At 52.8% G+C, this 27000-nt stretch carries 28 protein-coding genes and 1 other RNA gene; 24 read left to right on the plus strand and 5 right to left on the minus strand.

What is annotated here, in order from left to right:
• Positions 1-18 precede the first annotated feature (18 nt).
• Positions 19-906, minus strand: coding sequence for a UTP--glucose-1-phosphate uridylyltransferase GalU (galU, locus tag P2G53_RS05585; protein WP_275815024.1), 888 nt, complete (start codon positions 904-906; stop codon positions 19-21).
• 227 nt (positions 907-1133) lie between these two features.
• Here galU and P2G53_RS05590 point away from each other — a divergent pair, with 227 nt between their 5' ends.
• The 10 genes from P2G53_RS05590 to P2G53_RS05635 all read left to right on the plus strand — a co-directional run bounded on the left by P2G53_RS05590 (position 1134) and on the right by P2G53_RS05635 (position 8561).
• Complete coding sequence (locus P2G53_RS05590; RefSeq protein ID WP_275815028.1) at positions 1134-1478, plus strand: CidA/LrgA family protein; 345 nt, start codon at positions 1134-1136, stop codon at positions 1476-1478.
• Positions 1475-2179 carry an LrgB family protein gene (locus P2G53_RS05595; RefSeq protein WP_275815031.1) on the plus strand — a complete coding sequence of 235 codons (705 nt, stop codon included), beginning with the start codon at positions 1475-1477 and terminating at the stop codon, positions 2177-2179. Before P2G53_RS05590 ends, P2G53_RS05595 begins: the two co-directional genes overlap by 4 nt.
• A gap of 91 nt (positions 2180-2270) precedes the next feature.
• Entirely contained in the window at positions 2271-3380 is a 1110-nt protein-coding gene (gene zapE / locus P2G53_RS05600) for a cell division protein ZapE (RefSeq protein ID WP_275815034.1), read from the plus strand.
• 174 nt (positions 3381-3554) lie between these two features.
• A complete protein-coding gene (gene rplM, locus P2G53_RS05605; protein ID WP_275815037.1) occupies positions 3555-3983 on the plus strand; it encodes a 50S ribosomal protein L13 in 429 nt (142 codons plus the stop codon).
• Between the two features lie 13 nt (positions 3984-3996).
• Positions 3997-4389, plus strand: coding sequence for a 30S ribosomal protein S9 (gene rpsI, locus P2G53_RS05610; RefSeq protein WP_275815040.1), 393 nt, complete (start codon positions 3997-3999; stop codon positions 4387-4389).
• Positions 4390-4663: 274 nt separating this feature from the next.
• Positions 4664-5260 (plus strand): ubiquinol-cytochrome c reductase iron-sulfur subunit, encoded by a 597-nt coding sequence (gene petA, locus P2G53_RS05615; protein WP_275815043.1) that lies wholly within the window; start codon positions 4664-4666, stop codon positions 5258-5260.
• On the plus strand, positions 5260-6507 hold the full coding sequence (locus tag P2G53_RS05620; protein WP_275815046.1) for a cytochrome bc complex cytochrome b subunit: 1248 nt from the start codon (positions 5260-5262) through the stop codon (positions 6505-6507). Before petA ends, P2G53_RS05620 begins: the two co-directional genes overlap by 1 nt.
• The gene (locus P2G53_RS05625; RefSeq protein ID WP_275815049.1) at positions 6507-7280 is read left to right on the plus strand and encodes a cytochrome c1; all 774 of its coding nucleotides are present in this window, start codon (positions 6507-6509) and stop codon (positions 7278-7280) included. The genes P2G53_RS05620 and P2G53_RS05625 overlap by 1 nt, the downstream gene beginning before the upstream one ends.
• 86 nt (positions 7281-7366) lie before the next feature.
• Positions 7367-8005 carry a glutathione S-transferase N-terminal domain-containing protein gene (locus P2G53_RS05630; RefSeq protein ID WP_275815052.1) on the plus strand — a complete coding sequence of 213 codons (639 nt, stop codon included), beginning with the start codon at positions 7367-7369 and terminating at the stop codon, positions 8003-8005.
• A 124-nt stretch (positions 8006-8129) separates the two neighbouring features.
• Positions 8130-8561: a ClpXP protease specificity-enhancing factor gene (locus P2G53_RS05635; RefSeq protein ID WP_275815055.1), complete on the plus strand. Its 432-nt coding sequence runs from the start codon at positions 8130-8132 to the stop codon at positions 8559-8561.
• Between the two features lie 43 nt (positions 8562-8604).
• Here P2G53_RS05635 and P2G53_RS05640 read toward each other — a convergent pair whose 3' ends face one another.
• The 4 genes from P2G53_RS05640 to P2G53_RS05655 are packed head-to-tail and all read right to left on the minus strand — an operon-like array spanning position 8605 to position 11987.
• Positions 8605-9183, minus strand: a complete 579-nt coding sequence (locus tag P2G53_RS05640; protein ID WP_275815058.1) for a BON domain-containing protein — start codon at positions 9181-9183, stop codon at positions 8605-8607.
• 2 nt (positions 9184-9185) lie between these two features.
• Positions 9186-9779: an SIS domain-containing protein gene (locus P2G53_RS05645; RefSeq protein ID WP_275815060.1), complete on the minus strand. Its 594-nt coding sequence runs from the start codon at positions 9777-9779 to the stop codon at positions 9186-9188.
• A gap of 17 nt (positions 9780-9796) precedes the next feature.
• Complete coding sequence (locus tag P2G53_RS05650; protein ID WP_275815063.1) at positions 9797-10156, minus strand: YraN family protein; 360 nt, start codon at positions 10154-10156, stop codon at positions 9797-9799.
• Positions 10157-10181: 25 nt separating this feature from the next.
• Complete coding sequence (locus tag P2G53_RS05655; protein ID WP_275815066.1) at positions 10182-11987, minus strand: penicillin-binding protein activator; 1806 nt, start codon at positions 11985-11987, stop codon at positions 10182-10184.
• A gap of 36 nt (positions 11988-12023) precedes the next feature.
• On the opposite strand from P2G53_RS05655, the gene rsmI reads away from it, so the two are divergent.
• The 14 genes from rsmI to P2G53_RS05725 all read left to right on the plus strand — a co-directional run bounded on the left by rsmI (position 12024) and on the right by P2G53_RS05725 (position 26999).
• Positions 12024-12872: a 16S rRNA (cytidine(1402)-2'-O)-methyltransferase gene (rsmI, locus tag P2G53_RS05660; protein ID WP_275815069.1), complete on the plus strand. Its 849-nt coding sequence runs from the start codon at positions 12024-12026 to the stop codon at positions 12870-12872.
• A gap of 44 nt (positions 12873-12916) precedes the next feature.
• Positions 12917-13265, plus strand: an RNA gene (rnpB, locus tag P2G53_RS05665) — RNase P RNA component class A.
• Between the two features lie 318 nt (positions 13266-13583).
• A complete protein-coding gene (gene mraZ / locus P2G53_RS05670; RefSeq protein ID WP_275815071.1) occupies positions 13584-14039 on the plus strand; it encodes a division/cell wall cluster transcriptional repressor MraZ in 456 nt (151 codons plus the stop codon).
• 15 nt (positions 14040-14054) lie between these two features.
• Entirely contained in the window at positions 14055-14993 is a 939-nt protein-coding gene (gene rsmH / locus P2G53_RS05675) for a 16S rRNA (cytosine(1402)-N(4))-methyltransferase RsmH (RefSeq protein ID WP_275815074.1), read from the plus strand.
• On the plus strand, positions 14990-15358 hold the full coding sequence (gene ftsL / locus P2G53_RS05680; protein WP_275815077.1) for a cell division protein FtsL: 369 nt from the start codon (positions 14990-14992) through the stop codon (positions 15356-15358). Before rsmH ends, ftsL begins: the two co-directional genes overlap by 4 nt.
• Positions 15348-17054 carry a penicillin-binding transpeptidase domain-containing protein gene (locus P2G53_RS05685; RefSeq protein WP_275815080.1) on the plus strand — a complete coding sequence of 569 codons (1707 nt, stop codon included), beginning with the start codon at positions 15348-15350 and terminating at the stop codon, positions 17052-17054. The genes ftsL and P2G53_RS05685 overlap by 11 nt, the downstream gene beginning before the upstream one ends.
• Before the next feature lie 5 nt (positions 17055-17059).
• A complete protein-coding gene (locus tag P2G53_RS05690; RefSeq protein WP_275815083.1) occupies positions 17060-18526 on the plus strand; it encodes a UDP-N-acetylmuramoyl-L-alanyl-D-glutamate--2,6-diaminopimelate ligase in 1467 nt (488 codons plus the stop codon).
• Positions 18523-19890 carry a UDP-N-acetylmuramoyl-tripeptide--D-alanyl-D-alanine ligase gene (gene murF / locus P2G53_RS05695; RefSeq protein WP_275815086.1) on the plus strand — a complete coding sequence of 456 codons (1368 nt, stop codon included), beginning with the start codon at positions 18523-18525 and terminating at the stop codon, positions 19888-19890. Before P2G53_RS05690 ends, murF begins: the two co-directional genes overlap by 4 nt.
• A gap of 6 nt (positions 19891-19896) precedes the next feature.
• Positions 19897-20979 carry a phospho-N-acetylmuramoyl-pentapeptide-transferase gene (gene mraY / locus P2G53_RS05700; RefSeq protein ID WP_275815090.1) on the plus strand — a complete coding sequence of 361 codons (1083 nt, stop codon included), beginning with the start codon at positions 19897-19899 and terminating at the stop codon, positions 20977-20979.
• 13 nt (positions 20980-20992) lie between these two features.
• Complete coding sequence (murD, locus tag P2G53_RS05705) at positions 20993-22345, plus strand: UDP-N-acetylmuramoyl-L-alanine--D-glutamate ligase (protein WP_275815093.1); 1353 nt, start codon at positions 20993-20995, stop codon at positions 22343-22345.
• The gene (gene ftsW / locus P2G53_RS05710) at positions 22342-23541 is read left to right on the plus strand and encodes a putative lipid II flippase FtsW (protein WP_275815095.1); all 1200 of its coding nucleotides are present in this window, start codon (positions 22342-22344) and stop codon (positions 23539-23541) included. Before murD ends, ftsW begins: the two co-directional genes overlap by 4 nt.
• Positions 23531-24616 carry an undecaprenyldiphospho-muramoylpentapeptide beta-N-acetylglucosaminyltransferase gene (gene murG / locus P2G53_RS05715; protein ID WP_275815097.1) on the plus strand — a complete coding sequence of 362 codons (1086 nt, stop codon included), beginning with the start codon at positions 23531-23533 and terminating at the stop codon, positions 24614-24616. Before ftsW ends, murG begins: the two co-directional genes overlap by 11 nt.
• Positions 24613-26052, plus strand: a complete 1440-nt coding sequence (gene murC / locus P2G53_RS05720) for a UDP-N-acetylmuramate--L-alanine ligase (RefSeq protein ID WP_275815099.1) — start codon at positions 24613-24615, stop codon at positions 26050-26052. The genes murG and murC overlap by 4 nt, the downstream gene beginning before the upstream one ends.
• Positions 26049-26999, plus strand: coding sequence for a D-alanine--D-alanine ligase (locus P2G53_RS05725; RefSeq protein WP_275815101.1), 951 nt, complete (start codon positions 26049-26051; stop codon positions 26997-26999). The genes murC and P2G53_RS05725 overlap by 4 nt, the downstream gene beginning before the upstream one ends.
• Position 27000 lies beyond the last annotated feature (1 nt).

Below are 27000 nucleotides of genomic sequence, written 5' to 3' on the forward strand. Positions count from 1 at the left end.
ATGTCAGTGCCTGTTCGTTCAGAGTGTTAACTGTGTGAGAAAGGCTCGCATGGCGGCTGCAGTTTCCGGATGTTCTAGTCCGTAGACCACATTCGCCTCCAGATAGCCAGCCTTGTTACCGCAATCATAGGTTTTGCCCCGCATATGGAAAGCCTGCAAGCGGCCTTCGTTCAGGTAGGCTGCCAGGGCGTCTGTCAGTTGTATCTCGCCGCCAGCGCCGGGCTGTGTTGTTTTTAGCAGCTCTAAAACTCGATTGGGTAATAGATACCGGCCATTAATGCTCAGATTGGAGGGTGCTTCCTCAAGTTTCGGTTTCTCTACCATACGGACGATGTCGGCGGCATTGCCTGGCAGGACATGCTCTCCTGCGCAGTCAACGATGCCATAGCGGTCAACCTGGTGTTCAGGGACTGGCTCTACCATAATCTGGCCGACGCCTGATGTTTCGTAGGCGTTGACCATGCCAGCCAGATCACAGGTGTTTGTCTGGCCTGCATGGATCAGCATATCGGGCAGTAAAACGGCAAAGTCGTCATTGCCAATCAAAGGTGCCGCGCAGAGGACGGCATGTCCCAGTCCTAATGCCTGATGTTGTCTGACTGCAGAGATGCTTACGTCAGCAGGCAGAATATCTTTAACCTGAGCCAGTGCAGCGGTTTTCCCTTTACGGGAGAGTTCAGCTTCCAGCTCGTAATGGCAATCAAAGTGATCTTCGATACTTGATTTACCCGAGCGGGTAACGAGGATGATCTCTTTAATGCCGGAAGCGATGGCTTCCTCAATTACATATTGAATCACCGGCTTGTCGACAACGGGCAGCATCTCTTTAGGGATAGACTTGCTGGCGGGTAACACCCGCGTGCCCAAACCGGCTACAGGAATAACGGCTTTTTTAATTTGCTGCATGAACGCCCCTTATGCGGCTGAATTTCAGTCAGTCCGGGTTGTTTCTGGACCTGAAGGTATTGCTCTGCACAATATAATGTCGCCATCTTAACATGCTGTTAGAGCAGATGTTTAACCATCAGGAAGAGTTTAGCTGGTAGGGTGGCAGTGTATACTTCAGGCTGAAAGGTGTTGTGTAATCTACAGTCTTAGTAATGGGTCTCAATGTGGCGTTAGGGTTTCTTATATTGCTTGCTTGTCAGCTGGTCGGTGAATTGCTGGTCAGGGGGTTGGATGTGCCGATTCCGGGCGCAGTTGTCGGTATGGTTTTACTGTTTGTGGGTCTGCTGTTGTTTCAGGAGATCCCAAATGGGCTTCGGCAGACTAGCGAGGGTCTGCTCAAGGTGCTTCCTTTATTGCTGGTGCCGGCGGGTGTAGGGATTATGCAATATCTGGGTTTCCTGTCAGATGCCTGGGCAGAATTACTGACGGCGCTGGTGATCAGTACCTTTGCAACGCTGTTTATTGTTGCCTTTATTCTGCAGCGTATGTTGGCTCGAAAATCAGAGCAGCAGGATAGGGATCCTTCATGAGTTGGTCTGAATTGCAGATGCTTCCGGTTTTATGGTTGGTGGTGACGCTGGTGGTCTTTCTGTTTGCCAGCTGGCTCAATGCAAAAGCGGGTCGCAGCCCCTTTCTGCATCCTGTGCTGGTGTCACTGACACTGATTATTCTGGTTTTGATGCTTTCAGGCACGGACTATCAGAGTTATATGTCAGGTGGGCAGTATATCCATTTTTTGCTGGGGCCAGCCGTCGTTGCACTGGCGGTGCCGCTTTACGATAACCGTGCCATGATCAGGCAGATGTGGCTGCCATTACTGGTTGGCTGTACCTCAGGGGCGGTATTAGCCGCGGCCTCGGCGCTGGCGGTAGGTGTATTGCTGGGGCTGAGTGATGAGATGTTGCTGACGCTGGCACCAAAATCTGTAACGTCACCAATTGCCATCGCGGTGGCGGAAAAAATGGGTGGTTATGGTTCGCTGGCTGCTGGCCTGGTTTTGATTACAGGTGCGCTGGGGTGTTTGTTTGCACCCTGGGTGTATCGGTTGCTTAACATTGAAGACCCCGCTGTTAAAGGCTTTGCGCTGGGTGTAGGGGCGCATGCAATGGGTACCGCCTTTGCCTTTGAGTACGGTGTTATGGCCGGAGCGTTTGCAGGTCTGGCAATGGCCATGACCGGTGCCTTTACCGCATTCTTTTTGCCCTTCCTGGTTGTCTTATTTGGTCTCTAGTCTCATCCTTATGTTGCAGTTGCTAAATTGCGGTTGCGCCGGTAAAGTTTGCGCTGGCTGAAAATCCATCACTTTTAGTACGCAAACGATCATGACTCCACTGGAACGATACAAACAGGATCTCAACCGAGACGATTTTTCCTATGATCCCGCCCAAGAGATGGCGGTTAATCATTTGCAGCGTTTGTATGAAGACCTGACTGCGCAGCCAGCTAAACCGCAGGGCGGTCTGTTGCAACGACTGTCAGGTAAGCTGAAAAAATCGCAGCCGGTAGAGCCTCTGCGTGGTCTTTATTTTTGGGGGGGTGTTGGTCGTGGCAAAACCTATCTGATGGATACGTTCTACGACAGTCTTCCCTTTGAAGAAAAGATGCGCACCCACTTTCATCGCTTTATGCAGCGGGTGCATCAGGAATTAAAAGCGCTTGACGGCACGCCCAACCCCTTGGTGGCGATTGGTAAAAAATATGCTGCGGAAACCAAAATTATCTGTTTTGACGAGTTTTTTGTCACTGATATCACGGATGCCATGATTCTGGGCGGCTTGCTGCAGGAGTTGTTCCGTAACGGCGTTTCTCTGGTAGCTACATCCAATATTGTTCCAGACGGCCTGTATAAAGATGGTCTGCAGCGTGCCCGCTTTCTTCCAGCCATCGATCTGCTGAATAAATACACCGAAGTTGTGAATGTAGACGGCGGGGTGGATTATCGTCTGCGTGCCCTGCAGCAGGCTGAGCTTTATCACTGTCCGCTGGATGACAAAGCCGACGACAGTTTGCGTCAGAGCTTTGAAAGCCTGGCGCCAGACCTGGAAGAGCTGGTGGTGGCGGAAGAGTTGGAAATTAATGGTCGTCGAATCCGCACCCGTCGTTGTTGTGAAGATGTGGCATGGTTTGATTTCAAAGAACTGTGCGAAGGTCCGCGTTCGCAGAATGACTATATTGAGTTGGCCAAAATTTTCCATGCCGTGCTAGTGAGCAATGTGCCACAGCTGGGTCGCAGTAATGATGATGCAGCACGTCGCTTCATTAATATGGTAGATGAGTTCTACGACAGCGGTGTGAAACTGATTTTGAGTGCCGAAAAGCCGATCCATGAGATCTATTCTGAAGGGCGGCTGGAGTTTGAAATCGAGCGTACTAAAAGTCGTCTGTTGGAGATGCAGTCCCACGAATATCTTGCCCGGGAACATCGCGCATAAATATTCTGAACAGATGTTGAGTTCTATGGTTATCGGCTGTAAAATGCCGCCTCCTCAAATCCAGCCTTGGTTTTGGGGATGATGATGCGTTGTCCGTTTTACGGGCAACAAATAATTATAAGCCAGGCCGCAGCTATTAAATGCTTGCGAGGTCTGAGATTACAGGTAACAGAGATGAAAACATTCGTCGCTAAACCAGCCGAAGTAAAACGCGACTGGTACGTTGTTGATGCAGAGGGTAAAACTCTGGGTCGTCTGGCTACTGAAATTGCCCGTCGTCTGCGTGGCAAACACAAGCCAGAATACACTCCTCACGTTGATACTGGTGACTACATTGTTGTAGTGAACGCTGAAAAAGTAGGCGTTACCGGTAACAAACGTAAAGATAAAATGTACTACCATCACACTGGTTTTCCAGGTGGTCTGAAAGAAGCTTCTTTCGAAAAAATGGTAGAGACTTTCCCTGAGCGCACCATTGAGCTGGCGGTTAAAGGCATGCTGCCTAAAGGCCCTCTGGGTCGTGCTATGTACGCCAAGCTGAAAGTGTATGCCGGTGCTGAACATCCGCATCAGGCTCAGCAGCCTAAAGAACTGACTATCTAAGGGGAAGCCGATTATGTCTACTACACAGTATTACGGTACCGGTCGTCGTAAAACCTCCACTGCGCGTGTTTTCCTGCGTCCAGGTACAGGTGTTATCACCATCAATGATCGTACGATTGAAGAATACTTCGGTCGCGAAACTGCTCGCATGATCGTGCGTCAGCCTCTGGAACTGACCAACAACACTGAAAGCTTTGACGTGTTTGTTACCGTTAAAGGCGGTGGTGGTTTCGGTCAGGCCGGTGCTATCCGTCACGGTATCACTCGTGCCCTGATGGAATATGATGAAACTCTGCGTCCAACGCTGCGTGAAGCGGGTTATGTTACCCGTGACGCACGTATGGTTGAACGTAAGAAAGTGGGTCTGCGTAAAGCGCGTAAGCGTCCTCAGTTTTCCAAGCGTTAATTCGAGAGACTGCGATACGTTGTATCCAGGAAGCCTGCTCCGCATCGCGGTGCAGGCTTTTTTTATGCCCGAATTTATTCTACTGCGTTGCATCAATACTTTGGCCTAAGGGCCGGTCTTTGGTCTTATTTCACCTTGTAACGCAGGGGTATTTTCATTACTATTTGGGCCATTTTGAAGAGACGTGATTTCGTAGCTTTACAATTCTTAGCGGCCAGCCTGTGTCCGGCACTATCCGGAAAACGATAAGGTCGATTGAGGGGAGAAATACTTAATGAGCAATGATGGCGTGAACAAGGGGCGGCGCCGACTCCTTATTGGCGCAACTTCCGCAGTAGGTGCGGTTGGTGCGGTAGGGGCAGCTGTTCCATTTGTAGCATCCTGGAAACCAAGTGCTAAAGCCAAAACCGCGGGTGCGCCGGTGAAGGTTGATATCAGCAAGCTTGAGCCGGGTCAGCAGACAGTGGTTAAGTGGCGTGGTAAGCCAGTGTGGATTGTGCGTCGCGGACCTGATGCCCTGGCCAACCTGGCAAAACTGGATAGCAAGCTGTCTGATCCAACATCCGAGATGCCTCAGCAGCCTGCCTATGTACCTCACACGCCTGCGCGTGCGGTACGTGAAGACATTGCGGTGCTGGTTGGTATCTGTACCCACTTGGGCTGTTCTCCGACTTACCGACCTGAAGTTGCTCCAGAAGATCTGGGTGCTGATTGGGTTGGTGGTTACTACTGCCCATGCCACGGCTCTCGTTTCGACCTGTCCGGACGTGTAATGAAGGGTTCTCCTGCTCCTAGCAACCTGGTAGTTCCGCCGCATGCTTACGAGAGTGAAAACGTCATTATTGTTGGCATCGATCAGGAGGTAGCGTAATGGCTGGCTATCGCAATAAAGGCAATCCGGGCCTGATGGGCTGGATTGATGATCGTTTCCCTGCAACTGCAATGTGGGAAGATCACCTGTCTAAATACTACGCGCCAAAGAACTTCAACTTCTGGTACTTCTTTGGCTCACTGGCGCTGCTGGTACTGGTTAACCAGATCCTGACGGGTATCTGGCTGACCATGTCTTACAACCCTTCAGCTGAAGGTGCGTTTGCTTCCATCGAATACATCATGCGTGATGTCGAATATGGCTGGTTGCTGCGCTATATGCACTCCACCGGTGCTTCTGCGTTTTTTGCGGTTGTTTATCTGCACATGCTGCGTGGCATGATGTATGGCTCCTACCGTAAGCCACGTGAATTGGTATGGCTGTTCGGTATGACCATCTACCTGGCATTGATGGCAGAAGCCTTTATGGGTTACCTGCTGCCATGGGGCCAGATGTCTTACTGGGGTGCCCAGGTAATCGTATCTCTGTTCTCTGCAGTGCCGGTGATCGGTCCTGATCTGGCAGAGTGGATTCGTGGTGACTACCTGATCTCTGGTATCACTCTGAACCGTTTCTTCTCTCTGCATGTAATTGCGCTGCCAATCGTACTGCTGGCTCTGGTTGTTCTGCACATCATTGCGCTGCATGAAGTAGGTTCCAACAACCCTGACGGTGTTGAAATCAAAGAGAAGAAAGACGAAAACGGCATACCGCTGGACGGCATTCCATTCCACCCTTACTACACTGTTAAAGACATTGTTGGCGTGGTGGTGTTCCTGTTTGTTTTCTGTGTGATCATTTTCTTCTTCCCAGAAGGCGGTGGTTACCTGATTGAAGCACCTAACTTTGAACCAGCTAACCCGCTGAAAACGCCTGCACACATTGCACCGGTGTGGTATTTCACGCCATTCTACGCGATGCTGCGTGCGATTCCGCCTATCGCGGGCTCTCAGTTCCCGGGTGTAGTCGTAATGGGTGGTGCAATTGCCATTCTGTTTGTGCTGCCATGGCTGGACCGCAGTCCTGTTAAGTCGATCCGTTACAAAGGCATGATCAGCAAAATCATGCTGGTGATCTTCTGCATTAGCTTTGTCATTCTTGGTTACCTGGGTGTGGTTGCGTCTACGCCAACCCGTACGCTGGTGGCTCAGATCTGTACCGCGCTGTACTTCGCGTACTTCTTCCTGATGCCGTTCTACACCAAGATGGAAAGCACTAAACCGGTTCCAGAAAGGGTTACAGGCTGATGAAAAAGTTTCTTGTTGCAATCGTAATGGCGGCAATGCCGCTGGTGGGTTATGCCGCAGGTGGTCATGTTCACCTGGATCACATTGAAGTTGACCTGAAAAATCAGGCTTCTCTGCAGCGCGGTATGCAAACCTTTGTTAACTACTGCATGGGTTGTCACTCTGCACAGTACCAGCGCTTCGAGCGTGCTGCTGTTGATCTGGGCATGAAACCTGAGCTGGTAACCGAGCACATGATCTTCGGTGACCAGAAAGTGGGTGAGCAGATGACCATCTCCATGTCCAAAGAAGATGCGGGCAAATGGTTTGGTAATCCTCCACCAGATCTGACGCTGGAAGCGCGTCTGCGTGGCCCAGACTGGATCTATACCTACCTGCGTAGTTTTTACGTTGATGACAGCCGTCCATGGGGCGTTAACAATGCTGTATTCAAGGATGTAGGTATGCCTAACGTGCTGGCTTCTCTGCAGGGTATTCAGGTTGCAACCTGCTCCCACGAAGAGATGGCGCTGCACGGTTTGCGTGGTGAGGGCGTTGATCCGCTGACTAACCTGCCGCTGACTAGCTGCTCCAGCATTGTTAAAGGTACTGGCCAGTTGAAGCCGGAGGAGTTCGATAAGGTTGTGTATGACCTGGTGAACTTCATGGCGTACATTGGCGAGCCGTCCAAGCTGGACTCTCATCGTATCGGTATGTATGTACTGATCTTCCTGGCGTTCTTCTTCGTAATCGCTTTTGCGCTGAAGAAAGAGTACTGGAAAGACGTTCACTAAAATCCGTGTGATATAATCAGACGGTATTTTTCCGGCGCGGCCCCCGTCAGGTGTGGCCGCGCATCTGCTTTGAAGGGGTTTCATGAATGGGTGTTGTCGCTAAACGTTCTTCCATGTGTTTTTACTCCAATGGTGAAGACCAATACAGCCATCGCGTACGTATTGTACTGGCTGAAAAAGGTGTCGCTGTTGAGGTATATGACTGTGATGAGAGTAACCTGCCAGAGGATCTGACTTCGGTTAATCCATACAACAGTCTGCCAACACTGTTAGATCGGGATCTGGTGCTCTACGAGCCTAACGTGATGATGGAATACCTTGATGAGCGTTTCCCCCACCCGCCACTGTTGCCGGTTTATCCTGTGGCGCGTGCAGAGAGCCGTCTGTATATCTATCGCATTCAGCGTGACTGGTGCGACCTGGCAGATGCTATTCTTGCAGCAATGCGTGAGGGTGATGCTGAAGCAGTCGAGGCGAATCGCAAAGAGCTGCGTGACAGTCTGGTGTCTACGGCGCCAATTTTTGCTGAAAAGCCGTTTTTCATGAGTGAAGAATTTACGCTGGTGGACTGCTGTTTGGCGCCGCTCCTGTGGCGTTTGCCTATGCTGGGCATTGAACTGCCTGAAGCGCAGTGTAAACCGCTGATTCGCTACATGAATCGTCTGTTTGAGCGTGAAGCATTTCAGTTGAGCCTGTCAGAGGCAGAACAGGAAATGCGCGACTGAACATCAGTTGGATAATCAAAGGGATGTTGAAACATCCCTTTTTTATTTCTGGTCATTTTTGTTGCTGTTCCTGTAAAGTGGGCGGGCCAAGCCTGGTGCTTTAGCTCACGGAGGAGATAAAACCATGAAACCAAGTCGCCCGTATATTGCTCGTGCCATCTATGACTGGCTGTTAGATTGCGACCTGACGCCGCATATTGTGGTAGATGCAACCCGCCAGGGGGTGCAGGTGCCGGGTCAATTTGTCGAAAATGGACAGATTGTTTTGAATGTCGCGCCGGGTGCCGTGCGTGGATTTATCATGGATGATCAGGCGGTTGAGTTTAATGCCCGGTTTTCCGGTCAGCCAATGCAGGTGTATGTGCCGTTTTCAGCTGTGGTTGCGATGTATGCCAGAGAAAATGGGCAGGGTATGGTGTTTGGCCAGGAACCCGGTGCAGAACTGTACCTGCAGCCAATTCAGGAAATGACGGTTCAACCGGATGCTGAAGTGGCGAGCCCGTTGCCACCCAAATCCAAGCATTCAAAAAAGCCATCATTGAAGGTGGTGAAATAAAAAAGGGAGGCAAAGTCTCCCTTTTTTATGCGCGATTGAGCGTTTAATCGATATATTCAAAAACTTTTACGATCTTTTCTACGCCAGCAATGCCGCGGACAATATTCACAGCCCGGTTTGCTTCGGCCTGGGTCATTAATCCCATCAGATAAACGGTACTGGTGTCGGTGACCACCTTGATGCGTGAACCGTCAACCTGACTGTTGGTAAGTAACTGGGCTTTCACTTTAGTGGTCAGCCAGGCGTCATTGGTGCGCGAAATCGCTGACGAGTTGCCGGAAATTTTAATCTCGTTGTTGATGCGGCGCACTTTTTTTACCGTGCTAACAACCTGTTCGGCTTCCTGGCGAGTACGATCTGACGGTGCCTGGCCGGTAAGTAAAACAACCCCATTGTAGCTGGTGACGCTGATGTTTGATGCTACCAGTTCAGCGCTGCCTTTCTGCAGATTGACCAGAGAGAGTGTCTCAATAATCTCATCGTCCACATAGGCGCCAACTGTGCGTGACCCTCTATCCTGAGCGATGGGTTCTTCCCGGGTGGCGCTGATCAGGTCCGAGCAGCCGGTCAGGCCAAAGGGCAGTGACAGGGCAGTCAGTAACACCGCGGTACTTTTTTTCATAATCAAATATCTCCTCCAAACAATTGGAAATCTATCAGGTCGCAGAATACATGCAGGACCATCAAGTGCGCGTGATGAACAAGTGCGCGCTCTGTACTTGGAATGCAAATCTCAACTTCATCGGGTCTTAACAGGGCTGTTATATCGCCACCGTCACTGCCGTTCAGGGCAATTACTACCATATCTCTGTCATGGGCGGCCTGTATGGCTTGCACCAGGCTGCTGGAGCGGCCATTAACCGAGAGCAGCAGCAGAATATCACCCGGTTGTCCCAGGGCGTGTATCTGTTTTGCCTGTGCATCAATAAAGCTGCCGTCTTCGGCAATGGCACTGATGGTAGCGCCATCAGTGCTTAAATTGATGGCCGGTAGCCCCGGGCGCTCCTGTTGGAAGCGACTCATCAGCAGAGTTGTAAAATGTTGTGACAGTGCTGAAGAGGCGCCATTGGCACAACATAAAATTTTGTGTTCATTGACTAAACAGTGCAGGAGAAGTTCACTGGCATGGGCGATCAGCGGCGTATATTGCTCAATGGTCATCGCGTTGACTTCCATCGAGTTGTGAAACTGGCTGACGATACGATCTTCAAGTTCCATGATACGGGCTTCTGTACTTAGGCTCGAAAGGCATCTTTATACCATAGTGGCTGGCTACCTGCTTCCTCTGCCTCAAATGCGAGCACATCAAAGCGACAGGTGGCATCTGCATATTTTTTGTTTTGGCAGAGAAAATGCTGTGCGGTTTTGATAATACGTTGCTGTTTGTGAAAATTAACTGAACTGGCTGCTCCGCCATAGCGCTGATTGTTGCGATATCGCACTTCAACAAAGATCAGGGTATCACTTTGCTGAACGATCAGATCTATTTCGCCATAACGACAGCTGTAATTGCGTGAAATGATCTTGTAGCCAGCTGTTTTCAGCAGCTTTTCCGCTCGTTTTTCAGCATCCTTGCCCCGTTGCGCGCGATCCATCGCATTCTATCCGTATTGTCTGACTCTACTGGTCCAGTAGTTGTGGAATTCCGTCTCTAAAACGCGCCCAGAGCAGGGTGCGGACCACTTCGCCGCGTCCATTGATGCTGAGCTGGCCTGTTTCGCCCTGAATCTGCGTGCCGGGCAGAGCCTGCAATTGATTCAGGTATGGGTAGAGGTGGTAGGCATCGAGGCCCAATGCATAGAGTCGACCGAAACGGCTTTCGACATTGGTGCGTTGCTGGGTCAGCAGAATTTTGTCCTGACTGGGTGCCTGAACCGCCCAGGGGGATGCGCAGAAGCGGATTCCGTTCAGGTCCTGGTCAAGCACCGGATTCTGGCTGCCGCTGTAGACATGGGAGCTGGCATAGATAGGCAGATCGCCGGCAAAATTGAAGGCCAGAATCGGTTTGATCTGCCGTGCGTCGTTGGGCAGCGCTGTCATAAAGATGGCGTCAATGTCAGTCCGGCGGTGCTCTTCAAACTCAATATCCAGTCCTGGCAGGCGCTGTTTGATAGCTTTGAAGCGTGCCTGGCTGGCATCGGTTTTAAGCAGGCTGGCAACGTTGCCTGCAAAGGTTTCCTGACCACCCATATGTGTCTGAACAATCACGCTGCCACCCAGTTCGGTGAACTGTTGCGCAAACGCCACGGCGATACGCCGCCCCCAGTCGGTATCGGGGGTGATACTGGCAACCTGACGCATGCCGTCCTGCCACATTTTATCTGCTGCCTGACGAGCTTCATCTTCTGCAGACAGGCCAAACTGATACAGCAGATTGCTGCTGGGACCCTCGGTGTAATTCAGGGCCAGCATGGGCTTGTCCAGTGAGCCCTGATTGGCGAGTTGAATTACATATTCTTTATCCAGTGGGCCAATAACCAGATCGATATTCAGGGTTGTCAGCAGGGGAGCTAACTGGAAAGTACTGTTGATCTGGCTGGAGTCGAGAAACACTAGCTCAGGTTTGTTGAGTGAGCCGTCCCGGAAGTGGGCTTGCAGGATGCCTTCTTTAATGGCGTTGGCAGGTGTACTGAGTGGGCCGCTATTGGGCAGCAAAATCGCCAGTTTTTTCACCACAAGAGGTGCTGTGCTCATGTTGCCAATCTGCTTCGGCGGCAGCGTGTTAGCCGGATGATCGGCCCACAGTGTTTTCCAGCGCTGGAACGCTTCATTCTGTGAGTCCAGTGCATTATTGCTCAGTAGTGACTGGGCAAGTTCAAGCCAGCCTTGCTCATAATAACTGTTGCTGCCTGACTGAATCAGTTGTCTCAGGGTGTCCGGACTGAGTTGATGCAACAGGGTCCATATGCGGTCATGCAGGGGTTGTTGTTCTTCAGGTGTGCCGGTTAACAGCGAGATTTTGATCAGTTCACGCACTTCACTCAGCGGATCGTTCTGCTGTTGATAGGCTTCAGCTCGGAGTTCGCGATACTCAATTGCCTGGTTGAGCGGATAATCCTGACCAGCAGCTTCCGGAATCTGGTCAAGGTATGTCAGGGCCTGGCGGGCATTATTTTGTTCCAGTGCTGAACGTGCTTTCAGTTTGGCTATATCAAAGCGAAGAGAGGGTGTGAGGACAGCCAGGTCAATCTGATCCAAAATCTCGACGGCACGCTGTTTCTCGCCGCTGGTCAGTAACAGGTTTGCGGCCTCGATCTTAAGTTCGGCAGCCCGAATCGGTTTGGCGGACGCTGCTTTTTGCAACAGAGCTTCAGCTTGTTCAGTCGGTGTGAGAGGTGTCGCTGGTGTGCGTGGCAAAGGGCTGCTACAGGCCGTCAGTAAAAGCACACAGAGAGTTAGCAGAGACAGTTGGTGGCTAAATTTCATATACTTCTCAATCCGGATTTGAGGATAGTATCCATTATGTTGGAACCTGCACTGTACGTTGTTGCCACCCCGATTGGAAATCTCGAGGACATGACGCCTCGTGCGGTGGAAACCCTCAGATCAGTTGCATTAATTGCAGCCGAAGACACCCGTCATACAGCGCGTTTGCTGGGGCATTTTAACATCGATACCCGGCTGATCTCGGTGCATGAGCATAACGAGCGTCAGCGAATCGACACGATTGTACACCAGCTGGCAAGTGGTGCCAGTGTCGCTTTGGTTTCAGATGCGGGGACGCCGCTTATCTCTGATCCTGGTTATGTCGTGGTGAAGGAGATTCTACAGGCAGGATACAGGGTCGTGCCGGTGCCGGGTTGTGTTGCCTTTGTTGCTGCCTTGTCTGCGGCGGGCTTGCCGACCGATCGTTTTGTCTTTGAGGGCTTTTTGTCCTCCAAAAGTGGCGCCCGGCAACAGCAGTTAAAATCGCTGGCGCAGGAGTCGCGTACGCTGGTGTTTTACGAATCTCCCCACCGCATTTTGGCTTCATTGCAGGATATGGCGATGGTTTTTGGTGCAGATCGAACTGTGGCGATTGCCCGGGAACTGACCAAGACCTACGAAACCATCAAGTCTGCGCCACTGTCGGAGCTGATTGTCTGGATGCAGGCGGACAGTAATCAGCAGCGTGGTGAGTTTGTCGTACTGGTGCAGGGTGCGCCGAAAGCCAGCGGTGATGAAGTTAACCCTCAGGCCCTGTCAATTTTGGATATATTGTGTACTGAATTGCCGGTCAGTCAGGCCGCGGCTCTGGCAGCAAAGATCACCGGTATAAAGAAGAAGCAGCTCTACCAGCTTGCTTTGGAACGTCAGTCTGCAAATGAGTGAAATCCGCTCGCGCTGGAAGGCGGGTTTTGGTAGTCTTGCCGCCGAGAGTTCACCAGACAGTCGCTGCTCTTTTTGAGTGGAGGAAAGTCCGGGCTCCGATGGGCAGGGTGCCAGATAACGTCTGGGCGGCGTGAGCCGACGGCCAGTGCAACAGAAAATATACCGCCTAAGCATCTTCGGATGCCGGTAAGGTTGAAATGGTGCGGTAAGAGCGCACCGCGTGCGTGGTAACACGTCACGGCAGGGTAAACCCCACCCGGAGCAAGACCAAATAGGAACCCTACAGGCGTGGCCCGCGCTGGGTTCGGGTAGGTCGCTAGAGGTGTACGGTGACGTACATCCCAGATGAATGACTGTCCTAGACAGAACCCGGCTTATCGGTGAACTCTCATTTTCCTTTCTGTTTTATCTGAATTATCTCTTTCTTAATGTATGTCTTCTAAGTGCCTGTTATTCCGATACCTTTCGTGGATTCGGTCGTCTGCCTTGTAGTGCTTTTTTGTCCTTCAAAAATAATAACCTATTGATATTTATATTAATTTTATCGTTTTCTCTGATTGCTAATTCCTTGTTTTTAATTGCCGTATTTTTTTTCTGGCTGCCTCAGGTTTGTCCTTGCTTTACATGTTGTTAATTTCTATAGTGTGCTTTAGTGGGATAAAGTGGGTAAAAGTGGGATATTCTGGGATTTAAGTGGATTAGAGTGGCGAAATGTTCAGGGGCGTAAATCCAATCAATCTAGATGCCAAAGGGCGGATGGCTGTGCCGTCGCGTTATCGCGACCGGCTGGTTGACTGCTGCGCGGGTCAGATGGTTGCGACAATCGACACTGAAGCAAAGTGCCTGCTGCTGTATCCCTTACATGAATGGGAAGAGATCCAGGAGAAAATCGAATCATTGCCCAGCTTTAATCCGGCGGCCCGTCGAATTCAGCGTTTGCTGATTGGTCATGCGACGGATCTGGAGCTGGATGGAAGCGGGCGTTTGCTGCTACCTGCGCCGCTGCGTGAATACGCAGAGCTTGAAAAGAAAGTGGTATTGCTGGGGCAGGGACAAAAATTTGAGATCTGGAGTGAGACGCGCTGGCTGGAAACTCGCGATGGTTATCTGGCGCAGACGGAAGAAGGAATGGCATTGCCAGATGAACTTCTGAATCTCTCACTTTAATTTGGAGCTGAACTGATGACGCAGGCTTACGGACATATAACAGTCTTGCTGCAGGAAGCGGTAAATGCGCTGGTTCAGGATCCCAACGGCTTTTATGTCGATGGTACGTTTGGCCGTGGTGGTCACTCTGCGCTGGTGCTGCAAAGCCTGGGGAAAGAGGGCCAGCTGTTGGGGATCGATAAAGATCCTCAGGCAATTGCCCATGCAAAAGAAAAATTTGCCGGCGAAAGTCGTTTTCAGATTGCGCATGGCAGTTTTGCCGAAATGAAGCGTTTTGTGGAAGGGCTAAATAAGCAGGGCCAGGTAGATGGTGTGCTGCTGGACCTGGGTGTCTCTTCGCCTCAGCTGGATGATGCCAGTCGTGGTTTCAGTTTTATGCAGGACGGTCCGCTGGATATGCGCATGGACCCTACTTCAGGTGAGAGCGCCGCTGAGTGGATTGCGCGGGCGTCTGAAGCAGAAATTGCTGATGTGTTTTTTACCTATGGCGAAGAAAAATTTGGCCGCCGTATGGCGCGGGCCATTGTCGCCGAGCGTAAACTGGTGCCCATAACTACCACCGCCAGGCTAGCCAGTATTGTCGCCGCTGCCAACCCCGCCTGGGAAAAGGGTAAACACCCTGCCACGCGGGCCTTTCAGGGTATTCGTATCCATATCAACCGCGAGCTGGAAGATCTGGAAGCCTGTCTTGAGCAAGCGTTGGATGTGTTGCGGGTGGGTGGTCGCCTGGTAGTAATCAGCTTCCATTCACTTGAAGACCGTATAGTGAAGCGGTTTATCCGTACGCATGTGAAAGGTGATGAGCATCTGCCCCGGGGGATTCCGGTGACGCAGTCGATGCTCAAAATTCGGCTGAAAAATGTGGGTAAGGCGGTCAAAGCCGGAAAAGATGAAACTAATGCCAATGTCAGGGCCCGCAGTGCAGTGATGCGCGTGGCGGAGAAAGTGGCATGAAGCGTCTGCTGCAACGTTTTTGGTCTGCAGAAAAGTCTCCTAAGGAGGCTGAGCAGGCGCTGGCGCAGGCTTTTTACAGTGCCGAAGAGTTATTGCCACGGATGTTGTTGCTGGGTTTGAGCATCATCCTGCTTGTCTGTTGTTGTCTGGCGGTCGTGTTGAATGCGTTTGAGTACCGTCGGCTATTTAATCAGCACCAGATTCTGGTTGAACAACGGGATGAACTGCAGGTGGAGTGGAGTCAGCTGTTGCTGGAGCAGAGTGCCTGGGCAGCTAATAACCGGGTTGAAAAGCAGGCAGAAAAACATCTGGCCATGATTGTGCCGGGCATTGATCAAATTGAGGTGGTGGAAAATGAGCGATAAGCCAATCACAGCCGCAATCAGCCGGGGCTGGCGCCTATGGCTGGTTTTGCTGTTGCTGTTATTGGTAGCGGCGGGTATCACCGGTCGCATGCTCGGGCTTTATATCACTGAACAGGATTTCCTGCAGGATCAGGGTGAAGCGCGTACGGTGCGGGTAATTCAGGCGCCGGCACACCGGGGTATCATTACTGATCGCAATGGCGAACCCTTGGCGGTCAGTGCGCCAGTGGCGACCATCTGGGCTGATCCGGCGAAGATGAACCTCGACCATGTCAGTCTGGGTAAGATGGCATCTTTACTGCAGATGAGCCGCCCGAGCCTGGTGCAGAAAATCAGCGAAAACCGCGAACGTCGTTTTCTTTATCTGAAGCGTCAGGTGACCCCTGAGCTGGCAGCAGAAATTGTCGCGTTGGGCATTCCGGGCGTACATGTGGACCGGGAATATAAACGGTTTTATCCCGCTGGCGAAGTAACCACTCACTTAGTTGGATTTACTGATCTGGATGGTAAAGGGCAGGAAGGCCTGGAACTGTCCTTTGAGGATTGGTTGCACGCGGAACCGGGTAAGCAGATGGTCATGAAAGACCGTCTGGGTCGCACCATTAAACATATTCGCGAAATCAGTCCGGCAGAAAATGGCAACGATATGCAGTTGACCATTGATCTGCGTCTGCAGTATCTGGCTTACCGTGAATTAAAAGCTGCTGTGCAGACGCATAAAGCTGATGGTGGGTCTCTGGTGATGCTGGATGCCGCCACGGGTGAAATTCTGGCGATGGTCAACCAGCCATCCTATAACCCGAACGATCCGGCGCAGCGCATTCCGTCCCTGCTGCGCAATCGCGCCCTGACAGATGTGTTCGAGCCCGGTTCAACCATGAAGCCATTGACTGTGGCAGCGGCGCTGATGAGTGGTAAATACCGTCCAGAAACAGTGGTCGATACCGCACCTGGTTATATCCGGATTAAAGGTCGGACCATTCGCGATCACCGCAATTATGGTGATCTGGATCTGACCGGCATTATCACCAAGTCCAGTAACGTGGGTGTGACCAAGCTGGCCCTGAGTATGGACAGCGGTGCGGTGGTTAATCTGATGCGTAACGTTGGGCTGGGTCAGGTCACAACACTTGGTTATCCCGGTGAAAGCAGTGGTGTGCTGCCTTATCTGCAGGAAAAACAGGTGGTAGAGCGGGCAACGCTTTCATACGGCTATGGCCTGTCAGTTACTCCGCTGCAGCTGGCGCAGTCCTATCTGGCGTTGGCGAATGATGGCCTGATGGTGCCAGCCAGTCTGATTCGGGCGGATGACAATAAAGCACCAGTACGGGTGATGCCGACTGATGTGGCGCAAAACGTGCGTGGCATGATGGAAACCGTGATCAGTAATGTCGGTACAGGTCGTCGTGCAGCGGTGCCGGGTTATCGGGTGGCAGGTAAAACCGGCACAGTTCACAAAGTGGGTGGTTCCGGCTATCTGGATGATCAGTATATTTCTGTTTTTGCAGGCATTGCGCCGGCAAGCAACCCGCGTCTGGTCACAGTGGTGATGGTGGACAATCCCAAGGGGCAGGAATACTACGGTGGCGAAGTTGCCGCCCCAGTGTTTTCCCGCACGTTGGCGGGTGCATTGCGGTTAATGAATGTACCACCTGATGACTGGCCGAAACCAACCAGTCAAATGGCGCAGAGGTGAAAGAGATGCAGCTGCGTAGCATTCAACTGGCTGAACTGATACCGGAATGGGCTACCACAGCGTGTTCCGGTATTGCAGTGAATGGCCTTTGTCAGGACAGCCGGGAAGTGACCCCCGGTATGCTGTTCTGCGCACGCCGAGGCTTGCAGCATAAAGGTATCGATTTTGTGCCTGCAGCGGTGGCCGCCGGTGCTGCCGCGGTTCTGGTCGACCGCAGTGAATTTGCAGAGTGTCCGGCTGTAGATGTGCCTGTGGTGGCGGTAGATGATTTGGCGGCTCAGCTAGGGCTGATTGCCGCACGGTTTTACGGCAAGCCCAGTGAAAAAATCTGTGTTGTGGGCATTACCGGTACCAATGGCAAAACCTCATGCGCCCATTTTCTGGCGCAGGCGCTGAACCAGCTGGGCCGCAAGACAGCTTTGATTGGCACGGTTGGCAATGGTTTTCCCGGTCAGCTTGATGTGGCGACCCACACCACGCCGGATGCAATCCGGGTACAGCTGATGTTGGCAGAGTTTGTGTCTGCTGGCGCTGAGGCTGTGGTGATGGAAGTATCGAGTCATGCACTTGAGCAATACCGTGTCACGGGTGTGGATTTTAAATACGGGTTGTTTACCAACCTGACCCGCGATCATCTGGATTACCACGGCACGATGCAGGCTTACGGCGCCGCCAAAACCAAACTTTTTACAGATTATCCGTTATCTGGTGCGTTGATTAATCGGGATGATGCGTTCGGTCGTGACTTACTGGCACGTGAAGATCTGATGGGTGATGCCTTTGCGGTGGGTCGTAGTCAGGGCGATCTGCATTTGCGCGCGTATCGTCTCACACCGGAAGGGCTCGAGGGTGAGTTACGCAGCCGGCTGGGTATTATCCCTTTCTGCAACGCGCTGCTGGGTGAATTTAATCTGGACAACCTGCTGCTGGTGGCCGGTGTGCTGCTGATGGAGGGGTTTTCAGCTCAGCAGATCAGCAGGACCTTGTCTGGTCTGAAAGCGGTGCCAGGGCGGATGGAAGCGATTAAAGCAGCCGGTCAGCCGTTGGTGATTATTGATTATGCCCACACTCCCGATGCGCTGGAAAAGGCACTGCAAGGTGCGCGGGCGCATTGCAACGGTGTTCTGTGGTGTGTGTTTGGCTGTGGTGGAGATCGTGACACCGGGAAGCGTACGCTCATGGGGGAGGTAGCTGATCGGCTTGCAGATCAGGTAGTGATTACCAGTGATAATCCCCGCGGGGAAGATCCGGATACCATTATTGCGATGGTCGCTTCGGGTGTGAGTCGGCATTTGCCGGTCATTGAACCAGACCGCGCAGCAGCGATTACCCGGACAGTTAGTAGAGCGAGCAGTGCTGACCTGGTACTGGTGGCCGGAAAGGGTCATGAAAACTATCAGGAGATCGCTGGCCAACGTTTCCCGTTCAGCGATCACACGATCTGCCGGCAAGCACTGGGGGTGGCTGTATGATTGGTCACTGGCATTTGTCTGACTTGTCCAGCCAGTTTGGTGGCGTGGTGTCTGAAGACGCCAATTTTGTGGGTGTCAGTACAGATACCCGTACCCTTCAGCCAGGCGACCTGTTTGTGGCCATCGTGGGGCCAAATTTTAATGGGCACAATTTTGTAGCACAGGCTGAGGCAGCAGGCGCAGCCGCGCTGGTGGTGTCACAACCGGTCGTCAGCCGACTGCCGCAGTGGCAGGTGAACGATACCCGTATCGCGCTGGGTCAGATCGGTTTAGCCAACCGCAACCGTTTTCAGGGGCCCGTGTATGCGGTGACTGGTAGCAGCGGCAAAACCACAGTGAAAGAGATGTTGCTGTCGATTCTGTCCGGTCAGCGAAAGGTATTGGCGACTAAAGGCAATCTTAATAACGATTTTGGTGTGCCGCTGACGCTGATGCAGTTGGATGACACGACTGAAGTGGCTGTGATCGAGCAGGGCGCCAGTGCAGTGGGTGAAATTGCCTACACCACCGCTCTGGTGCAGCCGGATGTGGCGATTCTGAATAATGCCATGGGTGCGCACCTTGAAGGGTTTGGTTCCCTGCAGGGTGTCGTGCGTGCCAAAGGCGAAATCTTTGGCCAGTTGGCTGAGCGCGATGGTACTGCCGTGATCAATCTTGATGATCCGCACGCTTCGGTCTGGTTGCAGCAAACTGCACTTGTTCGTCAGAAGACATTTTCGCTCAGTAATTCCCAGGCAGATTGTTATGCCTCTGAACTGAAACCCGGTGCCAATGGCTGTTACCGCTTTAAATTGCATCTGGGTGACCGCTCGGCCGCGGTGCAGTTGCAGGTTATGGGGCAACATAATGTAGCCAATGCCCTGGCCGCTGCGGCTGCAGTGCATGCCGGTGGACTGACACTGCCACAGATTGTTGTCGGCCTTGAACGTTTCTCTGCGGTTAAAGGCCGCATGCGTCCATGCCAGTCTGCGCAGGGCGCATTGATTATTGATGACAGTTACAACGCAAACCCGGGTTCGGTGCATGCCGCAATCGATTTGTTAGCCGCATTGCCGGGTGAGTCATTTCTGGTTCTGGGCGATATGGCCGAACTGGGTGAAAGTGCTGAAGAAGCACATACAACGGTTGGTTGCCGGGCAGCACTGAAGGGGATCCGTCACCTGTGGGTGACGGGTGTGCTGTCTCGGCACACCGTATCCGGCTATAACACTTCCGCCGGAACGGACGGTCAGCATTTTGCTGACAAAGCTGAGCTGATTGCGGCGCTTGAGCCGCTCGCGAAGGCCGGAGTCAATATTCTGGTCAAAGGATCCCGCAGTGCCGGGATGGAGCAGGTCGTTGCCGGCCTGGAACAAGGGGAATAAACAGGCATGTTATTACTGATTGCCGACTTTTTATCACAGTTTTACAGCGGCTTTGCTGTGTTCCAGTACCTGACCCTGCGGGGGATTTTTGGTGTGCTGACAGCATTGTTGATTTCGCTCTGGGTTGGCCCCTGGCTGATTAATCAGCTGCGCAGCAAACAAATTGGTCAGGCGGTGCGCAGTGATGGCCCACAGACCCATTTGAGCAAGGCGGGTACGCCTACCATGGGTGGTGCGCTGATTCTGGTGGCGATCATCAGCAGTACGTTGTTGTGGAGTGATCTGAGTAACAAATATGTCTGGATCACAATGGGGGTCACGCTGATTTTTGGCGCGGTTGGCTGGGTCGATGATTACCGCAAAGTGGTCGAAAAAAATCCACGCGGTTTGCCGGCACGCTGGAAGTATCTCTGGCAATCCATTGGTGGGCTGGGTGCCGCTATTATTTTGTACGCGTTGGCCAAAACGCCGGCAGAAACCGGGCTGCTGATCCCCTTCCTGAAAGATGTCACCCTGCCGCTGGGTATCTTTTTTGTGGTGTTCACCTATTTCGTGATTGTGGGTTCATCCAATGCCGTGAACCTGACTGACGGCCTTGATGGCCTGGCGATTCTGCCAACGGTACTGGTGGGCGGGGCGCTGGGTGTGTTCGCTTATCTGTCGGGTAACGTCAAATTTGCTGACTATCTGCTGATTCCTTACATCCCAGGGTCCGGTGAACTGATCATCTTCTGTGGCGCTATTGTTGGTGCCGGTCTCGGGTTTCTCTGGTTTAACACCTATCCGGCGCAGGTTTTTATGGGTGATGTGGGTGCATTGTCTCTGGGCGCGGCGCTGGGTGTTATTGCTGTGATCATCCGGCAGGAGCTGGTGCTGTTCATTATGGGCGGTATTTTTGTGGCCGAAACAGTGTCGGTGATTTTGCAGGTGGCGTCTTTCAAACTGACGGGCAGACGCATATTCCGGATGGCACCCTTGCATCACCACTTTGAATTAAAAGGCTGGCCAGAGCCGCGCGTTATTGTGCGTTTCTGGATCATCACAGTAGTACTGGTGCTGATCGGTTTGGCATCACTGAAAATTCGATAAAGAGACAGGTTAAATGGCGCTGATTGCGACGGATCAATTCAGGATTGTTGTCGGTCTGGGTAAGACCGGGCTCTCCTGTGCCCGTTATCTGGCGCGAAAAGGCTGGCCGTTTGCGGTGGTGGACAGTCGTGAAAATCCACCGGGAGCCGCTGAGCTGAAGGCAGAAATGCCGGAAGTCGAGCTGTATTCTGGCCCGTTTGATCCAGCACTGCTACAGCGTGCTGCCGAGCTGATCCTGAGTCCGGGTGTCGCGTTGAGCGAACCTGCTATTCAGCAGGCGCAGGCTGCCGGTGTGAGCGTGATCGGCGATATTGACCTGTTTTGCCGTGAAGTATCTGCGCCCATCGTGGCGATTACCGGCTCTAACGCCAAAAGCACAGTGACAACTCTGGTTGGTGAGATGGCCCGAGCTGCCGGCAGGTCTGTGGGTGTTTGTGGCAATATCGGCACCCCAGTGTTGGATATGCTATTGGAGCCGGAAAAAGACCTGTATGTAATGGAGCTGTCCAGTTTTCAGCTGGAAACGACCCATGATTTGCGTGCCGCCGTAGCGACCGTGTTGAATATCACACCGGACCATATGGACCGGTATGCTTCAGCCCATGCTTATTATCAGGCTAAACACCGCATCTTCAGGGGTTGTCGTAAGGCGGTGATTAACCGGGATGATCCGCTGACTGCGCCGTTGCTGCCGAAAGATGTAACCACGCTGAGTTATCATCTGGGGCGGCCGGATTTAGGCATATATGGCCTGTTAATGCAGGACGGTGCCCAATGGCTGGCGGTTGGTCAGCAGCCCCTGCTGAATGTTGCTGATCTGAAAATACGTGGCAGTCACAATATTGCTAACGCCCTGGCCTCGCTGGCTTTGGGTGAATCCGTCGGACTGCCAATGCCCGCGATGCTGCAGGCACTGCAGGATTTCCCCGGACTGGACCATCGCTGTCAGTGGGTAGCAGATATTCAGGGTGTGCACTATTTCAACGACTCGAAAGGTACCAATGTCGGCGCAACGCTGGCGGCACTTAATGGCCTTGGTCAGACGCTTCAAGATGGTGAAAAAATTGTTCTGCTGGCGGGCGGTGTAGGCAAGGGTGCTGAATTCAGTGATCTTGCCCCGGCGCTGCAGCAGTACGGCCGTGCGCTGATCTATTTTGGTCAGGATGGACAACAGATTGCAGACGAAACCGCCACGGTGCCCTGTTATCCGGCGACCACACTGGAAGATGCCGTTGTTCAGGCGTCGGCTCTGGCGCAGCCCGGTGATCTGGTGTTGCTGTCCCCGGCCTGTGCCAGTTTTGATATGTTCAGCGGGTATCCGGCCCGGGGTGATGCCTTTGTAAAAGCGGTGGAGGGATTAAAATGATTGCCTTCAACGCATTTTGGAAAACATCACCTGCATCTCAGGTTGATGCCAAGCTGCTGCCGTTTGACCCGTGGGTTTTAGGGGCTGCACTGAGTCTGATTTTGTTTGGTTTTATCATGATCAGCTCTGCCTCGCTGGATGTGGCAATGCGTAACAATGGCACCCCGTACTATTACGTTTTCCGCCAGATGATTTTTATCTCCATTTCACTGGCGGGTGCCATGGTGGTGTGGCGTGTACCGTTGCGTTTCTGGCAGCAGACAGGTCACTGGTGGATGCTGATGGCCGGTGTTTTGCTGGTATTGGTTCTGGTTCCGGGTGTGGGAAAAGGCGTGAATGGTAGTCATCGCTGGTTGCCGCTGGGGCCTTTGAATCTGCAGGCTTCAGAGGTCGCCAAGTTCTGTATGGTGATCTATATGGCCGGTTATCTGGTGCGCCGCCTTGATGAAGTGCGCAGCAGTTGGAAAGGTATCGCCAAGCCGACCCTGCCGTTGGGTATTTTCTGTGTGCTGCTCTACTTCGAACCTGACTTTGGTGCCCTCGTTGTGTTGATGGGCACGGTGATGGGCATGATTTTCCTGGGTGGCATGCGGTTTTCCCAGTTTATTACGGTTGTCAGTGGCGTGTTGTTGTTGCTGGTCACCGTGGTCGGTTTGCAGCCATACCGTGTGGCACGTCTGAAAAGCTTTCTTGACCCCTGGGCGGATCCTTTCGGCAGTGGCTATCAGCTTTCTCAGGCACAGATTGCCTTTGGACGCGGTGACTGGTTTGGCACAGGGCTGGGGAACAGTGTGCAGAAACTGTTTTATCTGCCGGAAGCGCATACCGACTTTGTATTTTCAGTGATGGCTGAGGAGCTGGGTTTTGTGGGTGCCGCCGCCATGATTGTGCTGTTTGCCATTCTGGTGATGAGTATTTTCCGCATCGGCCGTCGTGCAGAAAAGCAGAAAGCATTTTTCCCTGCCTACATCTGCTATGGCTTCGGTATTATTTTTGCCGCTCAGGCGTTGATCAATATTGGGGTGAATGTCGGTGCGCTGCCCACCAAAGGATTGACCCTGCCGCTGGTGAGTTATGGCGGCAGTAGTCTTTTGGTCAGTTGTGCCATGCTGGCGGTGATTCTGCGTGTGGATTATGAACTGAAATGTCAGCTTCTGATGGATGGTAAATCCGGGGAGGTGACAAATGAAAAATAAAACCCTGTTAGTCATGGCAGGCGGTACCGGTGGTCACGTATTCCCGGCTCTGGCGACGGTAGAGGTTCTCCAGCAGCAGGGTATTCAGGTTGAATGGCTGGGCAGCCGCCATGGTATTGAAGCTGAACTGGTGCCCGCTGCCGGTATCAAACTGCACAGTATTGAAGTCAGAGGGCTGCGCGGTAAAAGCAAACTCAGTCTGATGTTGGCGCCGTTTAAATTGTTGCTGGCGGTTTGGCAGGCGATCGGCGTGCTGCGTAAGGTAAAACCCGATGCTGTTCTGGGCATGGGTGGCTTTGCCTCTGGTCCCGGCGGTGTTGCTGCCTGGTTGTTGCGCGTGCCTGTGGTGATCCATGAGCAGAATGCTGTGGCAGGTATGACCAATCGCTGGTTATCAAAAGTCGCCAGCAGGGTGATGGAAGCCTTTGGTGGTGCGTTTCCGGTGACCTGTAAAACCGAGGTGATGGGCAACCCGGTCCGTGGTGCAATTCTGGACCTAGCACCGCCAGCGGAGCGGTTTGCAGAGCGTAAGGGACCTATCCGTCTGCTGGTATTGGGTGGCAGTCTCGGTGCTCAGGCAGTGAATCAAATTTTGCCGACAGTCTTGGCGCAGCTTTCTCCCGAACAGCGTCCGGAAGTATGGCATCAGGTCGGTAAGCGTAATTATGAAGCGGCAGCTGCAGCGTATGCAGCCCAGGGCGTCAGTGATGTCCGTGTTGCGCCTTTTATTGAGGATATGGCAGCGGCCTATGGCTGGGCAGATCTGGTGCTGTGCCGCTCTGGTGCATTGACCGTCAGTGAGCTTGCAATTGCCGGTGTAGGGTCAATTCTGGTGCCGTTTCCACACGCCGTGGATGATCATCAGACCGGCAATGCTCAATTTTTAAGTCAGGCAGGTGCCGGGAAACTGATCCAGCAGAGAGATCTTAAGGTTTCAGAACTGGCTGGATTGCTAACAGGCGAATTTAACGACCGAACACAATTATTGCAGATGGCTGAAAAAGCAAAAGCGATCGGTATCCCTGAGTCCCGTGAGCGGGTCGCTGCCGTCTGTATGGAGGTAATGGGTTTATGAAACCTACGGTAACTCTTCACGAAATACCTGAAATGCGTCGAATCCGTAAGATTCATTTTATTGGCATTGGCGGCGTAGGCATGTGCGGTATTGCTGAAGTGCTGTTGAACCAGGGTTACGCTATTTCCGGCTCTGACCTGAAAGTGTCGGCCACCACGCAACGTCTTGTGCAGCTGGGCATGGAAATTTTTATTGGTCATGCCCCTGAAAATGTCTCCGGGGCTGATGTGGTGGTGGTCTCAACCGCCGTCAATCAGCAAAACCCTGAGCTAGTTGCGGCACGTGATAACCGTATTCCGGTGGTACGCCGCGCCGAAATGCTGGCCGAACTGATGCGTTACCGGCATGGCATCGCTGTGGCAGGTACTCACGGTAAAACCACCACCACCAGTTTGCTGGCATCCGTTTTTGCCGAAGGTGAGCGTGATCCGACCTTTGTGATTGGCGGACGCCTGAACAGTGCAGGCACCAATGCCAAGATGGGTACCAGCCGTTATCTGGTGGCTGAGGCTGACGAAAGTGACGCCTCCTTCCTGCATCTGCAGCCGATGGTGGCAATTGTCACCAATATCGATGCCGATCATATGGAAACCTATGAAAATGATTTCTCCCGGTTGAAGCGTACCTTTATCGAGTTTTTGCACAATTTGCCGTTTTACGGTCTGGCGGTGCTCTGTATCGACGATCCGGTGGTGCGTGAGATTCTGCCGGAAGTAAGTCGCCCGGTACTGACTTATGGCGTCTCTGAGGATGCGGATTTCCGGGCGGTGAATATTCGTCAGGAAGGCATGTATTCAAGTTTTAGTGTGCAGCGCCCTGATGGTCTTGAACCACTTGAGGTGAAACTGCATATGCCCGGTCAGCACAACGTGCTGAATGCGCTGGCGACCATCGCTGTTGCAACCGATGAAGGCATTGACGGTGCAGCGATCTGTCGGGCGCTTGAACAGTTTGCCGGGGTAGGGCGGCGTTTTCAGGTGCTCGGTGACGTGCCGGTATCCGGTGGCAGCGTGATGCTGGTAGATGATTATGGTCACCATCCCCGTGAGGTACAAGCGGTGATCAAGGCTGTGCGTGAAGGCTGGCCGGACAAACGTCTGGTGATGATCTATCAGCCGCATCGCTATACCCGGACCCGGGATCTGTATGAGGATTTTGCACAGGTACTCTCAGAGGTTGATCTGCTGCTGTTGCTGGAGGTGTATCCGGCAGGCGAAGAGCCGATTGCCGGTGCTGACAGCCGCAATCTGTGCCGGAGCATCCGGCAGCGTGGCACGGTAGAGCCGGTGTACGTGAATGACAAATCTGAGGTGGCGGATCTGCTGCGCAATGTGTTGCGTCCTGGTGATCTGCTGCTGACGCAGGGTGCGGGTGATATCACCGCCCTGGCACATGAATTGAAACAGATCTCGCTGGAGCAAGAGGAGCAGGCATGAGCCATTACCACGTTGATGCCACAACCGCGGCTGCCCTGGGCCGGGTTGCCGTCATTTATGGTGGCACTTCTTCTGAGCGTGCGGTCTCGCTGAAAAGCGGTGCTGCCGTACTGTCTGCACTGGAACGGGCCGGCGTGGATGCCTTTGGACTCGATCTCGGCGGTGAAGCTGGCAGTTTGGCTCCGTTGGCGCAACTTCAGGCCGCTGAGTTTGATCGTGCCTTTCTGATTCTGCATGGTGCCGGTGGTGAAGATGGTGTGTTGCAGGGGGTGATGGAGCTGCTGGGTAAACCGTACACCGGAAGCGGTGTTGCAGCTTCCGCCATCGGCATGGATAAGCTGCGCACCAAACAGATTTGGCGAGGTGCCGGATTACCGACGCCGCCGTTTGCAGTGCTGACGGAAGAGACCGATTTTGAGGCGGTTGCTGCAGAGCTGGGTGTCAAAATGATCGTTAAGCCAGCACACGAAGGCTCAAGTATCGGTATGAGTGTGGCGGTGGATGCGGCGGGTCTTGAAGCTGCGTTCTCGACAGCAGCTGGATTTGATCGTTTGGTCATCGCAGAGCGCTGGATGAGCGGCGCTGAATTCACTGTTGGTATTTTGCAAGGCCAGGCCTTACCGGTGATCAAACTGGAAACCAGTCACGATTTTTATGACTACGACGCTAAGTATCTGGCCAATGATACCCGCTATCGATTTGATCATGGCTTAACGCCCGAGCAAGCGCTGGAACTGAAACAGCTGGCAGAGCAGGCGTTTGCCGTAATCGGCTGTCGAGGTTGGGGCCGGGTGGATGTGATGCAGGATGAACAGGGTAATTTCCAACTGCTGGAAATTAATACGGCGCCGGGTATGACTGACCACAGCTTGTTGCCGATGGCAGCAGCTGACGCTGGCATCAGTTTTGAAGAACTGGTTGTGAAGATTTTGCAGACCACGGTGTAAC

The sequence above is a fragment of the Neptuniibacter sp. CAU 1671 genome (assembly GCF_029222905.1).
Lineage (GTDB): Bacteria > Pseudomonadota > Gammaproteobacteria > Pseudomonadales > Balneatricaceae > Neptuniibacter.